17 protein-coding genes are annotated in these 15581 nt (G+C 46.7%); 12 read left to right on the top strand and 5 right to left on the bottom strand.

Annotation, left to right across the window (positions count from 1 at the left end; translation table 11 throughout):
* Positions 1–81 precede the first annotated feature (81 nt).
* From nudF to parE, 5 genes are all read left to right on the top strand, one after another.
* Positions 82–708, top strand: a complete 627-nt coding sequence (nudF, locus tag KO501_RS04935) for an ADP-ribose diphosphatase (RefSeq protein ID WP_216028537.1) — start codon at positions 82–84, stop codon at positions 706–708.
* A gap of 38 nt (positions 709–746) precedes the next feature.
* Complete coding sequence (locus KO501_RS04940) at positions 747–1142, top strand: DUF1249 domain-containing protein (RefSeq protein ID WP_216029043.1); 396 nt, start codon at positions 747–749, stop codon at positions 1140–1142.
* The gene (locus KO501_RS04945) at positions 1139–1876 is read left to right on the top strand and encodes a metallophosphoesterase (RefSeq protein ID WP_216028538.1); all 738 of its coding nucleotides are present in this window, start codon (positions 1139–1141) and stop codon (positions 1874–1876) included. Before KO501_RS04940 ends, KO501_RS04945 begins: the two co-directional genes overlap by 4 nt.
* Positions 1873–2457 carry a YqiA/YcfP family alpha/beta fold hydrolase gene (locus KO501_RS04950; protein ID WP_216028539.1) on the top strand — a complete coding sequence of 195 codons (585 nt, stop codon included), beginning with the start codon at positions 1873–1875 and terminating at the stop codon, positions 2455–2457. The genes KO501_RS04945 and KO501_RS04950 overlap by 4 nt, the downstream gene beginning before the upstream one ends.
* Before the next feature lie 88 nt (positions 2458–2545).
* Entirely contained in the window at positions 2546–4441 is a 1896-nt protein-coding gene (gene parE / locus KO501_RS04955; protein WP_216028540.1) for a DNA topoisomerase IV subunit B, read from the top strand.
* Positions 4442–4500: 59 nt separating this feature from the next.
* On the opposite strand, the gene KO501_RS04960 is transcribed toward parE, so the two are convergent.
* Both KO501_RS04960 and KO501_RS04965 read right to left on the bottom strand, forming a co-directional pair.
* Entirely contained in the window at positions 4501–4962 is a 462-nt protein-coding gene (locus KO501_RS04960; protein WP_216028541.1) for a GNAT family N-acetyltransferase, read from the bottom strand.
* Positions 4959–6128 carry a GGDEF domain-containing protein gene (locus KO501_RS04965; protein ID WP_216028542.1) on the bottom strand — a complete coding sequence of 390 codons (1170 nt, stop codon included), beginning with the start codon at positions 6126–6128 and terminating at the stop codon, positions 4959–4961. The genes KO501_RS04960 and KO501_RS04965 overlap by 4 nt, the downstream gene beginning before the upstream one ends.
* A gap of 159 nt (positions 6129–6287) precedes the next feature.
* Here KO501_RS04965 and KO501_RS04970 point away from each other — a divergent pair, with 159 nt between their 5' ends.
* The gene (locus tag KO501_RS04970) at positions 6288–6959 is read left to right on the top strand and encodes an HAD family phosphatase (protein ID WP_216028543.1); all 672 of its coding nucleotides are present in this window, start codon (positions 6288–6290) and stop codon (positions 6957–6959) included.
* Between the two features lie 85 nt (positions 6960–7044).
* Positions 7045–8331, top strand: coding sequence for a hypothetical protein (locus KO501_RS04975; RefSeq protein WP_216028544.1), 1287 nt, complete (start codon positions 7045–7047; stop codon positions 8329–8331).
* On the opposite strand, the gene KO501_RS04980 is transcribed toward KO501_RS04975, so the two are convergent.
* On the bottom strand, positions 8328–8639 hold the full coding sequence (locus KO501_RS04980; RefSeq protein WP_216028545.1) for a hypothetical protein: 312 nt from the start codon (positions 8637–8639) through the stop codon (positions 8328–8330). The two genes, KO501_RS04975 and KO501_RS04980, sit on opposite strands and share 4 nt — an antisense overlap.
* A gap of 109 nt (positions 8640–8748) precedes the next feature.
* On the opposite strand from KO501_RS04980, the gene KO501_RS04985 reads away from it, so the two are divergent.
* Positions 8749–8940 (top strand): hypothetical protein, encoded by a 192-nt coding sequence (locus KO501_RS04985; protein WP_216028546.1) that lies wholly within the window; start codon positions 8749–8751, stop codon positions 8938–8940.
* A 1-nt stretch (position 8941) separates the two neighbouring features.
* Here KO501_RS04985 and epmB read toward each other — a convergent pair whose 3' ends face one another.
* Positions 8942–9967, bottom strand: coding sequence for an EF-P beta-lysylation protein EpmB (gene epmB / locus KO501_RS04990; protein WP_216028547.1), 1026 nt, complete (start codon positions 9965–9967; stop codon positions 8942–8944).
* A gap of 36 nt (positions 9968–10003) precedes the next feature.
* On the opposite strand from epmB, the gene efp reads away from it, so the two are divergent.
* From efp to KO501_RS05010, 4 genes are all read left to right on the top strand, one after another.
* Positions 10004–10573 carry an elongation factor P gene (gene efp, locus KO501_RS04995; RefSeq protein ID WP_216028548.1) on the top strand — a complete coding sequence of 190 codons (570 nt, stop codon included), beginning with the start codon at positions 10004–10006 and terminating at the stop codon, positions 10571–10573.
* A gap of 42 nt (positions 10574–10615) precedes the next feature.
* Positions 10616–11596, top strand: a complete 981-nt coding sequence (gene epmA / locus KO501_RS05000; protein WP_216028549.1) for an elongation factor P--(R)-beta-lysine ligase — start codon at positions 10616–10618, stop codon at positions 11594–11596.
* A gap of 234 nt (positions 11597–11830) precedes the next feature.
* On the top strand, positions 11831–14263 hold the full coding sequence (locus KO501_RS05005; RefSeq protein WP_216028550.1) for a TonB-dependent receptor: 2433 nt from the start codon (positions 11831–11833) through the stop codon (positions 14261–14263).
* Positions 14264–14444: 181 nt separating this feature from the next.
* Positions 14445–14951: a GNAT family N-acetyltransferase gene (locus tag KO501_RS05010; RefSeq protein ID WP_216028551.1), complete on the top strand. Its 507-nt coding sequence runs from the start codon at positions 14445–14447 to the stop codon at positions 14949–14951.
* Positions 14952–14976: 25 nt separating this feature from the next.
* Here the strand turns inward: KO501_RS05010 and KO501_RS05015 are convergent, their stop codons facing one another.
* Positions 14977–15573 (bottom strand): peptidylprolyl isomerase, encoded by a 597-nt coding sequence (locus KO501_RS05015; protein WP_216028552.1) that lies wholly within the window; start codon positions 15571–15573, stop codon positions 14977–14979.
* Positions 15574–15581 lie beyond the last annotated feature (8 nt).

Below are 15581 nucleotides of genomic sequence, written 5' to 3' on the forward strand. Positions count from 1 at the left end.
CCCGTTAACCAAATGGTGACAATTACGTCAGTTTCAAGCTGAAGGTTATCATATGTGCTTTACATGCGAGAATGAATGTAAATGAACAATAAAATAGAGACGTTTAACTCAAAAGATATCACCATAGAAGGGAAATCTCCTTTATATCAGGGGTTTTTCAAGATGGTACGGTATGATTTCAAGCATCGCCTGTTCAAAGGGGGATGGAGTGATCGGGTAAGTCGGGAAATTTTTGAACGTGGCCATGCTGTGGCGGTATTACCTTACGATCCTGAGCACGGCGAATTCGTATTAATTGAACAATTGCGTATTGGCGCCTTGGCCACCAAAGATAATCCTTGGCTCATTGAAGTGATTGCTGGCATTATTGACGAAGGTGAATCCGAAGCGGATGTGTGTCACCGCGAAGCGCAGGAAGAGGCGGGTATCGCTCTTAGTCGGCTTACACCGGCAATGAGTTACTTAGCCAGCCCTGGCGGAACCACAGAACGCATACACATCTTTATGGCACAAACAGATGCTTCTGTCGCATCGGGAATACACGGGTTAGAACACGAAGCAGAAGATATTCGTGTGCACCGGGTTACAGAGCAACAAGCCATAGAGTGGCTAGAAAATGGCCGAATTGATAATGCGGCTACCATTATTGCGCTACAATGGTTTTTTATGCACAAAGCAACGTTACTGGAAAATTGGAGTCAAGTTTGAGTCAGTCAACCCGCAAATATGTTCCTCATTTGCCCAGTATGCAGGCATTGTGTGAGCTTAACTACAGCCGATTTTTGCGGATGCTGCCCGATTGCGATACCGAATCGTTAACGTACCGGTTTTGTGTCGCCGACCAATTTAGCTATTGCATTACCATTGATGATGCGGCTCGTTACACCACCACAGTGACGGTGGAACAAGAATGTAATGGCACGCCGGCTTACTTAAAACCGACTATGTCTGTTCGCTTGTATCATGACGCCCGTATGGCAGAAGTGATAACAAGCCAGAACACCGGGGCCTTTGCGCCCTCTTACGAATACCCCAATAACAAAATGCGCCAGCGCAACGAAAAATTAATGATCAATATTTTTCTGGCTGAATGGTTGCAGTTTTGTTTGAAAAATAAGCCCCGAGTTTTTGCGCCGGTATGACCCGACTGGTTCAACTCACCGATTGTCATTTGTGCGCCGATAGTGGTCAGTCTTTTTATAATGTTAACCCCTATAAAGCCTTACATCGCGTGTTATCACAGGTTGCCAAAGATGCCCCTGACGGTGTGTTAGTTACCGGTGATATCAGTGGCGATGATTCAGCACAAAGTTATCAACACTTTATTGCGTCTATGAAGTTGTTTTTGCCTGATTGTCCTTGGCGAGTGATCCCCGGTAATCATGATAAGAATGACGCGTTTTACGAGGCCATGGGGCAAACACAATTGCAGGCGGGTGTACCGTGGTCTTTGCCAAAGTGGCATATTCATGGGTTAGATACCCGTTTGGTGGCGGCACGAGGTACGGTGCGAGAAAACGAATTGGCATCGGTGGCCGCGGCAATGGCTGAACACCCACAAAGCGCACATTTAGTGGCATTACATCACCATATCCAGCCTACACACAGCTGGATGGATCAACACAGTTTAACCAATCCCGATGTGTTACTGGCATGGTTGGCGCAAAACCACAGGGTGTCATTACTGATACACGGCCATGTCCATGCCGCATTAGCGTACACCGCAAGTCAAAAAACAGTGCTGGCGGCGCCCTCAACGTGTTGGCAATGGGCATTGAACAATGACTTTGCCGTGGCCCCATTGGCACCGGGTTATCGTGTCATCGAACTGGCAGATGACGGAAGCTGGTCGTCGTGGATAAGGAGAGTGGAATGAGTCACCTGTTATACTTACATGGATTTTTAAGTTCACCTAAGTCAGTGAAAGCCCAGCAAACCCTTCAGTGGTGCAAACAACATCTTCCCGACGTCACTGTGCATATTCCCCAATTATCTAACTATCCTTCACAGGTGGGGCCACAATTACAAGAATATCTCTCGGCTCATCCGGCCTTACTTGAAGGCGGCCTAAAGGTGATGGGAAGTTCCATGGGAGGCTATCTTGCGACCTGGTTGTTATCTCACTATCCCGGGCGGGGAGTGTTAATTAACCCTGCGGTAAAACCCTTTGAGCTGCTGTTGGACTATATTGGCGAGCACGTTAACCCCTATACCAAAGAAACCTTTACCATTGCCGCCAGCGACATGGAAGCATTAAAAGCGCTGGATGTTGCACATATTCACGAGCCGGAACGATTTAAAGTGCTACTGCAAACCGGTGATGAAGTGTTAGATTATCGTTTAGCAGAACAAAAATACGCCGGCAGTGTGTTAACAATTGAACAAGGGGGCGATCACAGCTTTGTGCAATATCAGTCCCACCTTGGCAATATCATGGATTTTCTACTTGGCCGCTGAATTGCCCATTGGTGGCCGTCCTGCTACCATCAGAAAATCATCCGAACAGTCACATCTGTGACTTGCAGTGTCATAAGAAACCATCATTATGTCGAATCAATATAATTCTGAAGCCATTGAAGTTCTTAACGGTTTAGATCCGGTAAAACGCCGTCCTGGCATGTACACCGATACCGCTCGTCCAAATCATATGGGACAAGAAGTTATCGATAACAGCGTGGATGAGGCGCTGGCAGGGCATGCCTCCTCGATTAAAGTGATCTTACATGAAGATCAGTCTTTAGAGGTTATTGATGATGGTCGGGGGATGCCGGTGGACATTCATCCGGAAGAAAAAATCTCCGGGGTCGAACTCATCATGACCAAACTCCACGCCGGCGGAAAATTTTCTAATAAAAACTATGCCTTTTCAGGCGGGCTACACGGTGTGGGCATTTCTGTGGTTAATGCCTTATCGACCCGGGTAGAAGTGGTCATTCGACGAGATAGCCAGGTTTATCAAATCGATTTTGCAAACGGGGATAAAACCGAAGACTTAAGGGTCATCGATACCTGCGGCAAACGTAATACCGGCACCCGAGTACGGTTTTGGCCTGATCCTCAATATTTTGACAGTGCTAAATTTTCCGTTAGTCGCTTAGTGCATAATTTGCGGGCGAAAGCGGTCTTGTGTCCGGGCCTGCGTATTCGCTTTGACAATAAGGTCGCCGGAGACACCACCGAGTGGTATTTCGAAGACGGATTACAAGATTACCTATATCAGGCGGTAAGTGAATTTGAAACGCTTCCTAACGATGTTCCTTTTGTGGGTACCTTTTCAAGTAATACCGAAGCGGCAGATTGGGCGGTGATGTGGCTTCCAGAAGGGGGCGATTTAGTGACTGAAAGTTACGTGAATCTTATCCCCACAGCCCAAGGCGGAACTCATGTAAATGGGTTACGACAGGGGTTGCTTGAATCCATGCGAGAGTTTTGTGAATTTCGTAATTTGATGCCCCGTGGCGTGAAATTATCACCGGATGATATCTGGGACCGTTGTGCGTATATTTTATCTACCAAAATGCAGGATCCCCAGTTTGCCGGGCAGACCAAAGAGCGGCTATCCAGTCGACAAGCTTCTGGGTTTGTTAGTGGCGTCGTCAAAGATGCGTTTAGTTTGTGGTTAAATCAACATACCGATATTGCCGAAGCCTTGGCGGAAATGTGCATTAATAATGCCCAGCGCCGGTTACGACAAAATAAAAAGGTAGCCCGTAAAAAAGTTACCCAAGGCCCAGCGCTGCCAGGTAAATTAACTGACTGTTCTTCTCAAGACATCTCCCGATCTGAATTGTTTTTAGTGGAAGGCGACTCGGCAGGTGGGTCGGCAAAACAGGCTAGAGACCGAGAGTTTCAAGCCATCATGCCATTACGAGGTAAGATCCTAAACAGCTGGGAAGTAGACTCTTCCCAAGTACTGGGTTCTCAGGAGATCCACGATATTTCAGTGGCATTGGGCATTGATCCAGATTCCTCGGATCTTTCCGGCTTACGGTACGGCAAGATATGCATTTTGGCTGATGCCGATTCCGATGGGCTGCATATCGCTACATTATTATGTGCGTTGTTTGTTCGACACTTTAGAGCTTTGGTGGATGCCGGCCATGTTTACGTTGCCATGCCACCTCTGTTTCGTATCGATGTGGGTAAAGAAGTATTCTATGCGTTAGATGAAAGCGAAAAACAGGCAATTTTAAATCGTATAGAAGCAGAGAAAAAGCGCGGTAAAGTGAATGTTCAGCGGTTTAAAGGGCTAGGGGAAATGAACCCCATTCAGCTTCGAGAAACCACCATGGATCCCAATACTCGCCGTCTGGTGCAACTGACCATCGATGACGATACCGCCATGCTTGAAATGATGGATATGTTACTGGCGAAAAAGCGGGCCAGTGACCGAAAATCCTGGTTGGAAAGCAAAGGAAATATGGCCGAAGTGGTGTTGTAAAAGCCCTTACATCGCCCTTCGATACTGCTTTAAACCCACCCTTGGTTTAAAATAGATCTTTACGAGTCTGCCTTTACAAGGGTCATATCAATATGAGGGATGTCATCTTCAAGGTAGGGCGCAGAGCTAGGGGTAAAGCCAAACTTACCATAGAAGTGGGTTAAATGGGCTTGGGCGCCAATCTCGATATTATGTCCCGGCCAGCTATTCTCGCATTGATGAAGGGCCTGTTCCATCAGTTGGTAGCCCAAACGCTGACCTCGGCAAGTGGCGTCGGTAAGTACCCGTCCAATGCTCACTGATGGATAGCTCACTCCCGGTGGCAACAAGCGGGCGTAGGCCACAATTTTGTTATCGTGGGTGCCGAGCAAATGTTTCACCCCTATTAAGGTATCTTTACCGTCTAGCTCAGGGTATGGGCAGGTTTGTTCTACCACAAAAACATTAATACGCGCTTGAATAATGGCATAAAGCTGGGTTGGGGTTAGCTGGGTAAAGTCGAGGCACTGCCAGTTGATCATTCGTTTTTTACCAAAGTTAAACCGTGAGTTGTGAGTAGTTTTGTTTTATTACGACCGCTTTTTTTGGCGCCGTACAAGGCCCTGTCAGCTCGCTCCATAATGGCTTGCCAATTCATATCGCCGTGTTCAAGGGTAGCAATCCCTACGCTTACAGACAATGTAATGGCTTGGGTTGAGATATAAAAAGGCGCTTGGTTGATCCCTTCGCGGATCCGTTCTGCGATGCCTTTAAAATCACTGATTTTTAACCCAGTTACCATGACAATAAAGGTTTCACCGCCGATGCGAAAATGATAGTCGTATTCTCGAGTGGCTTCTTTCGCTACCTTTGCCACATGTTTAAGTGCTTTGTCGCCGGCCAGGTGCCCGACGTTATCGTACACTTGGTCGAAATGGTCAATGTCGAATGTGATAAAGGCCAAAGAGGTATTGCTACGCTGACACCGGGCAAATTCCCGTTGGGCATAGTCGGCTAAGGCTACACCGTTCAACCAATGGGTCAGAGAATCAGTACGCGAAATGGTTTTTAAGGTCTGTTCTCTTTTCCACATGTACATATTGAACAAGCTTAGCAAAATAAAGGTAATAATGATTAAATTACCCAATGCTAAATATTGCGGTAGCCAAGCCATCGGTAATGTGTCGGCTAGTCCTGCGCTTAGGGCAAGCAACACAATGAATGTATTGTGAAAAATACTCAAGGCTAATGCTAGCATAATGACACCATAACTTTGTCTTTGTGTAGGTTGTTTTACATGACAAAGAGGAATGAGTGCCAGTGTGTCCACGGAAATCAGAAGCCCATACGTAATGGCAAGTGAAGCGGTTTCGTTGCCGGGTATGAGTAGATGACTAAAGGCCGCTATACCAATACATATTAGGCTAATGATGTGCTGTTTTTTGGCCATAAAATGGGTGGTTAAACCATTGAGCACAAAGGCGTGGGCGGCGATTAGAAAGAGGCTGGCCAGTAAGGTTGTGGAAGCGTTTTGAAAATAAACGTCACCGGCTAATGACACACTCCCATAGCCAAGAAAGCAGAAGCTTACCCAAGCCCAGTTGCGCAAGGATTGATCATTGACGTTGGTGCGTTGTAAGACCATCCACCAAATGGTGAGCACTAAGCTAAGTACAAATGTACTCATTTTTATTGTTATCACGTCCATATGTACCTCTGGGAAATCCATCAGCCTTCTGGTGACGAAATAGCTAATTTGCTGTAATTATTACAACATTTCAATAGCCGTGGGATAAAAGGTTGAAAGATAAGCAGCCTTATGGTCTGTATACGGCGTTAACTTTTACCAAAAAAAAGAGTAGGTTAAATGCAAGGAAAACACCCGATATCAAAGAAAACCCGCACCATATTATTCGATCACGACGGGACGCTCATTGATTCAGAACAAGCCCATTTTGCCATTTGGCAGGATTTACTTGCCAGCTACGGGGTTACCCTGACCGATGATTTTTATACTCAGGTGATGGCGGGTATACCGGTAGCACAAAATGCCGTTGATGCAGTTAAGGCATTTTCCATGACGGTGACACCGGCGGTATTGGCGGAACAAAAACATGAAAAAACCCGTCAATACTTGTACAAACAGGCATTTCCGCTTATGCCTTATGCGCTAACCATGATAAAAAAAACCTACGATGCGGGGTATCAGTTGGCGATTGTAACGGCAGGAAGTCGGTTGTCGGTAGAGCGCACACTATCAACCTATGGGGTTAGGCACATGTTTAGTACAACTGTGGCCGTAGAAGATGTGGCAAACAGCAAACCTGCCCCTGATTGCTACGAGCTCGCCATGGCACGGTTGAACCGTACAGCAGAAGAATGTGTTGCCGTAGAAGACACCGAACATGGTATGCGTGCAGCACTGCGCGCGGGCATTCCTGCAGTGGTGATCCCCACGGCCCATTCCCAGGCCCATGATTTCTCTGATGCCACCGCGCAATACAATTCGTTACAACATTGGTGGGCAAAAGCATTCTAATAACCACCTAAAGCGAGAATTTAAGATTGAAATCAGGCTTTAATTAACGAAAAATAGCAGCGTTGAAAATAAAAGGCGGTGTCGGTTGCGCATAATTCGTGGGTTATTATTAGTTCTTGTTCTGCTAACCATGGCGGTAGCAGGGATCATTGTGTTAATGATTGAGGCCGAGCCGGTGGTTCAGGCTAAGGCGGCGGAACAAGTGGCTGACGCAGATACCGTCCATGATTTACTCAAACAGGTGACAACCAGTATTGAAGATCGGCATCAGGGTCATGTGATCACGGTTTCCTCTCAACAAATCGATTCCATTGTGGGTTTTCTACAGCGAGCAAAGTCAGATTTTCGCGGTTATGTGGATGTCACACCCGCCGGTACTCAGGTTAAAGCCAGTATGGCGCTGCCGCTAGGTGGCTTTACAGGTTATATCAACATCGATTCGACCATTTTACCTGCTGACCGGTTTGTACTGGATGAACTGAAAATAGGCGACCTATACGTCCCCGGTGAGTTAGCCGTTTCATTGGTAGAATGGTTGGTGAATCGGTGGACAAAAAGTGATATTGCCACCCAGGCCCGCACGCAAATAGAAAAAGTCAGCATGGATGAGCAGGCGGTTTCCGTGACGTTGCGTCCGTTAGATGGCTTCTTACGTCAATTAAATGAAGTGAAAAATGGCTTAACGGTGGATCAAGACGACGAGTTGCGAGATCTGACCGCCTACTATCTTCGCTATATTTCTTGGCAAGATATCGCACTGGCCGATACGCCTCAGCCGGCTATCGAGTTTATTCGTCTTACGATGAAACGGGTGCAACAAAAAAGTACCCAAGAAACTGCTGTTACCCATAACCGCGCGGCGATTTTAGCCTTGGCGATATTTATTGGGCATCACCGAGTAGCCAACTTCGTTGGTGATGTACAACCGGATGCTGACAAAGCCTTGCGTCCTGCTTCTTTGCCAGTGTTACGAGGGCGCAACGATCTAGCCCGTCATTTTCTTATTTCTGCGGCGTTAAAAGTGCTTAGTGAGCAGGGGGTGACCTTAGCCATCGGTGAATTTAAAGAACTGATGGACAGAGCAATGGGCGGCAGTGGGTATTCCTTTGTCGACCTAACCGCTGATATGGCTGGAGTCGAGTTTGCCCGAGTGGGCACCACGCCAGAATCCGCTCGCGCTTTCCAGCAAAAAATGAGTACCCTTCAAGATGAAGGAACGATTATGCCGGCCATCGATGGGTTGGTAGAGGGGTTGTCTAAGCAAGCATTCATCGACAAATACCAACAGGTAGACAGTCCTGCCTACCTCCAAGAAGTCGCGCGTATTCGCGAGCGGCTAAGTCAAATCCCTCTCTATCAGTCAGGGCCTTAACTTTTACTCACAGCCTTAAATTGGTTGATGGTTTTTAGGGCCAGTTCGATTTTTTTCACCAGTAGGGGAAGACCAGCTTTGAACTCTTCCTCGGATTGGGCTTTTAAATCTTGCCAATCTTGGGCTATTTCTTCCACATAAGGCGAAAACCGTTTTGCCTGGGTTTCAAAGCCACTGTCTTGGGCAAAGACGGCCTGAAACTTTCCTTTTTGTGCCTGTTGCAGTGCATCGAGAGTGGCATCTGCATCAATGGCTTTTCTGTACAATGTTTGAATGGTGTCTTGAAGTTGTGCGTTGATCGCCTGCATGGTGCTCCAAATCTCTGCTAAAGTTATTAAACGTGTGGCCGATAGCCTTACGAAGGCGGGCAATTTTGCCTACTTTTTTACTTTGCTACAAGCAACAAAGGAAACTGGTATGGATCTACAAGGTGCTAATGCCTCTGGAACGTCCGGTGCATCGCTTGAACTGGCTTCTCTCAAAATGGCGAAAAGCCATCAGCAACAAGAGGGACAAGCGACGCTTCAGCTGCTGGAGTCAGCCGCTGACGTACCAAAACCTTCATCTGCCAACCCTGCGGTGGGCGCTAATGTGGATACCTTCGCATAAGTTAAGGGTGAAGCCGTAAGTCTACAGGCGTCTTTCCGGGTTGTCCCCCGATCTCTCTGGTGAGTTTGGGTACAAGAAAACCGGGAAGACGCTGTATCATTCCCGCCATCAGTTTACGGGCTTCATCGTCGCTAACATCAAAATGTGCGGCACCTTGTACTTTATCCAACAAATATAAATAATACGGCAACACGCCGGCGTCAAAGGACGCTTCTTGCAGTTCACAAAGTGCTGCTACCGAATCATTCACACCTTTTAGTAGCACGGCCTGATTTAATAAGGTAACGCCCTGATTGCGTAATGGACGAAGCCGTTCTTTTAAGGCTGGACTAAATTCGTTGGCATGATTGGCGTGTAATACCAAAATGGTTTTAATGGGTAAGGATGTGAGCCATTGAACAAAGGTATCGTCTATTCGCGAGGGCATAACCACCGGCAGGCGAGTATGAATACGTAAACGCTTAATATGTGGTATCGCTGCTATTTTTTCCGCCAACCACGCTAAATGGCTGTCTTTGGCCATTAATGGGTCGCCGCCAGAAAAAATCACTTCATTGATGTTGTTATCTGCGCTGACATAATCAAGTGCGTCTTGCCATTCTTGTTTGCTGACTGAATGGGATTGATAAGGGAAATGTCGGCGGAAGCAATAGCGGCAGTTGACCGCGCAGCCACCTTTAATAATAAACAAAACCCGGCTTTCATATTTGTGCAATAAGCCTCTGCCAGCAGTGTCATGCTCTTGCAATGGGTCGATGCTGTAACCGGGTGACACGTCAAATTCGTTGGCCAAGGGAAGCACTTGCCTCAGTAAGGGATCATGCCAATTTCCCTTTTCCATTAACGAGGCAAAAAATTGGGGAACCCGCATAGGAAAAAGGGCTCTGGCGGCACTGTGGTGAGCGATATTTTGGGTATCAAGATGTAAATATTTGAGTAATGCTTCAGGCGTGGTAAACGCACTTGCTAATTCTTTTTGCCAGTTAGTCTCTACAGACAGCGGATTTTTAGGTATTATTTGCGCCACTTCGTATTTACACCTTTTTGTATTGGCAGAGGATATATGGCTTCTTACAGCACTAACGAATTTAAAGGCGGCCTCAAAATTATGCTTGATGGCGAGCCTTGTAACATTCTGGAAAACGAATATGTTAAACCGGGAAAAGGCCAGGCGTTTAACCGGGTTAAGATCCGTAAACTCATTTCAGGTAAGGTTCTAGAAAAAACCTTCCGTTCCGGTGAATCAGTTGAAGGCGCAGACGTATTAGATACCGAGTTAGCCTATCTGTATACCGATGGTGAATTCTATCACTTTATGAATAACGATACATTCGAACAAATTGCTGCTGACGAAAAAGCGGTGGGTGAGAATATAAAATGGTTGGTCGAAAACGACGTATGCACCATCACGTTATGGAACGGTGCGCCGATTACGGTAACGCCACCTAACTTTGTTGAGCTGGAGATCACCGAAACCGATCCAGGTCTTAAAGGTGATACTGCCGGTACGGGCGGCAAACCGGCTACCCTTTCAACCGGTGCTGTAGTGCGCGTACCTTTATTCGTGCAAACAGGTGAGGTTATTCGTGTGGACACCCGCAATGGCGAATATGTCTCTCGGGTTCAGAAGTAATCTATTTATCGGCGGAGTCTTTGTGCTCCGCCACAAGGTTGTATGACGACGCCCTCAGCACATTGGATGCCTACCGCTTCGCTTTTTGCTCTTAGGCAACGGGCCGCATTGTTGCGCCTTATTCGCGACTTTTTTGCTGAACAAGGAGTGTTAGAGGTGGAAACACCGTTACTGTCTCACGGTACGGTGACCGATGTGCATATTGCTGCATTTTCCACGGTATTTGACTACAGTGAGCAGGGGTCTCAAGAAACCCTCTTCCTTCAAACCTCTCCTGAATATGCCATGAAAAGGCTGCTGTGTGCCGGCAGTGGTGATATTTACCAAATCTGTAAAGCATTTCGTCATGAAGGGGCTGGTCGCCATCATAATCCGGAATTTACCTTGCTGGAGTGGTATCGATGCGATTACGATCATCACCAGCTAATGGGCGACGTTGACGCTTTGCTGCAACGGGTATTAAATACCCCGCAGGCCGAAAAAATCAGCTATCAACAGGTGTGTATGCGGGAACTCGATATCGACCCGTTAGCGGTGTCTTTGAGTCAATTACAGCGCCAAGCTGTGACCCTGGGACTGGACATGGCATCGGCCATGCCTGACGATGTAGATACCTTGTTACAGCTTCTTTTTAGCTTATATGTCGAGCCTAAAATTGGGCAGGAGGCACCGTGTTTTGTGTACGGTTTTCCAGTCAATCAAGCGGCTTTGGCTAGGGTTAATAGCGAAGATCCGAGAACCGCTGATCGATTCGAAGTGTATTTTAAAGGCATCGAGCTAGCGAACGGATTCTATGAATTGCGTGACGCCGGCGAACAGCGCAAGCGCTTTGACCAGGACAATGGCTTGCGACAACGACAAGGGCTTGCCCCTATGCCCCTTGATGAACATTTTCTTCATGCTCTTGAAGAGGGATTGCCTGCCTGTTCCGGCGTTGCCATGGGGGTAGATCGTTTACTCATGTTATCTCAAGGCATATCTCATATAGACCAGGTTCTTGCTTTTCCTGTCTCGCGGGCTTGATGGTTATTACACCCACACCGCGCGATAAAGTGTAAAAATATTTCCCAACCCGTCGATTATTAATCAGTGAATACGCATTTAATTATGGACTTAATGATTGCTTTCAACTTATGATATGTTATAACATACATAAACGGTTGATTACTTTAGATAAAACCTTGACGATAAACTTGATTCGTTTAAAAATGTTATAACATCACTCAAGCTCACTTAAGTTATAACGAGAATAAAAACATGTTTAAACCAACTACTCTTGCATTGGCCTTAATGGCCGCCTGCAGTGCGCCAGCTATTGCCAATACCATTAGTGGAAAGGTAACCGACGAATCTGGGGCACCCATTACCGGTGCTAAAATTTCTATAGAAGGTTCCCGTCTTATCGTATTTACCGATGAACAGGGGCGCTATTCCTTGGCAAATGTTCCTGAGCAGAATGTGCATGTTCACGTTTCCACTCAGAAATTCCTTCATGGCGATAAAGACCTTGGAAGCATTACAGACGATCAGCAGTTAGATTTTGTGTTACTACCAGCTTCCATCGAAAACATAACTGTTACCGCCTCTGCTATGCACAATTCAGTGTTAGAAAGCGTTACCCCTGTTTCGGTAATCAGTGCTGATGAACTGCGCCGTAAACAACAGCCCACCCTCGGTGAAACGCTGAAAACCAGCCCCGGTGTTCATTCAAGTTACTACGGACCGGTTTCTAGTAGTCCTATTATCCGTGGTGCCAGCGGCCCAAGGGTGAAGATTGTTCAAAACGGCTTGGACGTGGGCGATGCCTCGCGGATCGGCCCGGATCACAATGTGGCAGCCAGCACATCCAGTGCTACTCAAGTGGAAGTGCTACGTGGTCCAGCGACATTGCAGTATGGATCCGGTGCGATTGGCGGTGTGGTAAACGTCGTTGATAAACGCATCCCTCAACAGATGCCCTATGAAACCGAAGGCGAGGCGGAAGTTCGCTACTCTAGCGTAGATAACGGTAAATTCGGCAAGGTAGATGTGACCACTGGGGTGAATGATTTCGCATTTCATTTTGATGGCTTTAAACGAAAAACTGACAATGTAGAAGTACCTGGCTATGCGTCTGTGGAACCCGATGACGATGAAGTAAAGGGTGAAATTGCCAGCAGTGATATGGATACCACCGATTTTACTGCCGGTGTCAGTTATATTCAGGATGAAGGGTACATTGGCTTCTCGGTAGAAAAACTGGATAACCTTTATGGGGTTCCCGGTCATTCTCATGAGCACGAACATGAGGAAGAAGAGGAAGAAGAAGACCATGACGAACTGGAAGAAGGCACAAAAATCGATGTGGATATGACTCGCTATCAAATGGCGGGTGAGTGGTATTCCCCAGTCGATGGCATCGACAATGTGCGTTTTATGGCCGCTTACACAGATTATACCCATGTTGAAATTGAAGACGGTGCAGTTGGAACTGAATTTAACAACGACAGCACAAACGTAAAATTGTCAGCTACCCATAATGGTATTAATGGTTGGCATGGCGTCTTTGGTCTTCAGTATACCAACAGCGATTATGAAGCCATTGGTGAGGAAGCCTTTTCACCACCTACAACAACAGATACTTTTGCCGCTTTTCTTATTGAACAAAAAAAGGTGGGGGATGTGTTGTTTGAATTTGGCGGGCGTGTTGAACAAACTCGCTATGATGTGGACGATACCGAGGTTGAATTTCACGTAGAACACGCTGATGAACATGATGAGGACGATCATGACGAGGACGATCATGATGAAGACGATCATGACGAAGAAGAGCACGAAGAGGAAGCCCTTGCCTTCGATTTTCCTACCTATGATTTTACCAGTGTTTCGCTTTCTGCGGGGGCTAACTGGGAATATAGCAAAGGTTATTCCGCTGCATTGACCTTGTCTCGGAACGAGCGAGCACCAAGTCAGCAAGAATTGTTCTCTGGGGGTCAACATATCGCCACTCGAACTTATGAGTTAGGACTAGTTTACGAGCTGGATGACGATGGTGAGTTGCTGGATACCTTGCGCGATGTGGAAAAAGAAGTCAGTACTAATCTTGATCTAACTTTCCGTAAATTCGGTGGTGACTGGGGCTATACGGTTTCATTTTTCTATACTCAGGCTGATGACTATATCTACGAAAGCGGCACGGGATTACTTGCCGTATCTGAAGAGCATGAGCACGAAGAAGGTGAAGAGGAAGAGGAAGAAGAAGGGACGCCGGTTTATCATTTCCAACAGGCTGATGCCGACCTGTATGGTCTGGAAGCAGAAGCCTTTATCAGCCTAAATGACACTTTAGAGCTTACTGTCTATGGAGATTATATTCGCGCTAAATTGGATACGGAAAACTTACCCCGTATACCGCCTCTGCGTTTAGGCTCTACGCTACGCTATCAAGGGCAGTCATTGTCCGGTGAAGTGGGCGTGGAATGGTACGACGATCAAGATGAAATAGCATCCTTTGAGACCGCTACTGACGGTTACACCATGCTCAATGCCAGTGTTGAATATGACATTGCTGCACAAGGTGTTGACTGGGTATTGTTCGCCCAAGCTGACAATATTACTGATGAAGAAGCGCGGGTTCATACTTCCTTCTTGAAAGATTACGCGCCGCTACCAGGGCGTAACTTCTCAATAGGTGTTCGCGCTGTGTTTTAAGTCCCTGGCTGCTGCTTACGTTGGTGTGTGAGCTAAGTACCTCGATAAGGGGTAAAGTGTAAGCAGAAAATGGCTATACTGACTCCCATTTTGGTTCGCCATTGTGGGAGTTTTTTTATACACTGGGCGTTATGTTACTTGTTCTGTTAATTGCTATGTATAGAAATAACTTGGCAAAATTATGGGTCCGCTAAGTACCACCCGATTGCTATTGCGTTTGCCCAATAAGCACGACCGCAATTGGATTTTTGCCTTGAATCACGACCCTTTGTGGTTGCGCTTTATCGGCAACCGGGGGGTGCATACGTTAAGCGATGCCAATACCTATATCGATAATGTGCATCGTCATTTTTCGGCTAACGGGTATGGTTTGTTTGTGATTGAAAACAAAATGAATCATCGGCCTCTTGGCATGTGCGGGCTAATCAATAGAAACATTTTCTCCGCGCCGGATTTAGGCTTTGCTTTATTGCCACAAGGCCGGGGACAAGGGGTGGGTTTAGAGGCTGGACGCAGAGTCGTGAAGTTCGCGCGTGAGACCCTTTCTTTACCGTATCTTACGGCCATGACGCATATCGAGAACAGGGCTTCCCAGCAGCTGCTTAGCCGGCTAGGGTTTGTGCAAAGAGGGACGCTTTTCTTACCTTCAGTTACACCCCAGCGCTTTTATTGGCTTCATTTAACCTAGCATGGCTGGGGTGAAAATAGAGTAATTACAAGGGAGGAAGTACGGTAACTTTTTTCAGTATAATAGGCTCTAACGGTGCGTTAGGCTCTCCTAAAGCAATCTGATATTCCCGTGGCACTGTCATCATATTTTCCACCACTTCTTCGCCTTCTATAATCATCCCGAAAACGGTATAGCCCCAGTTGCGACCCGGATCTAAGCTAGGGTTATCATTCATGTTGAAAAAAAATTGTCGAGTGGCCGTATGAGGATCATTCTCCCTCGCCATGGCAACGGTATAAAGGGAGTTTTTCAGTCCATTACCTGATTCATTATAAATGGGATCATAGGTGGGACGTTCCTCGTATTCGGGGGTATAACCTCCACCTTGAACCACAAAGCCGGGAACCACACGATGAAAAATGGTGCCATCGTAGCTTTTGTCTGACACATAACGGAGAAAATTATTTACTGTAATAGGGGCTTTGCGACGGTACAGTTCCACCACAAAATCACCCATGGTGGTTTCCATTTTTACCCGAGGATAATAATTATCAGGTTGGATTTGTGAACCATCATTTTTCGTTTTAGCAACGGTAGCCGTTGTTACCAGCAGTAAAGCTAGAAATAACGAACGCAGCATAACAATCT

The organism is Alteromonas sp. C1M14 (assembly GCF_018860965.1).
In the GTDB taxonomy this organism is placed as follows: domain Bacteria; phylum Pseudomonadota; class Gammaproteobacteria; order Enterobacterales; family Alteromonadaceae; genus Alteromonas.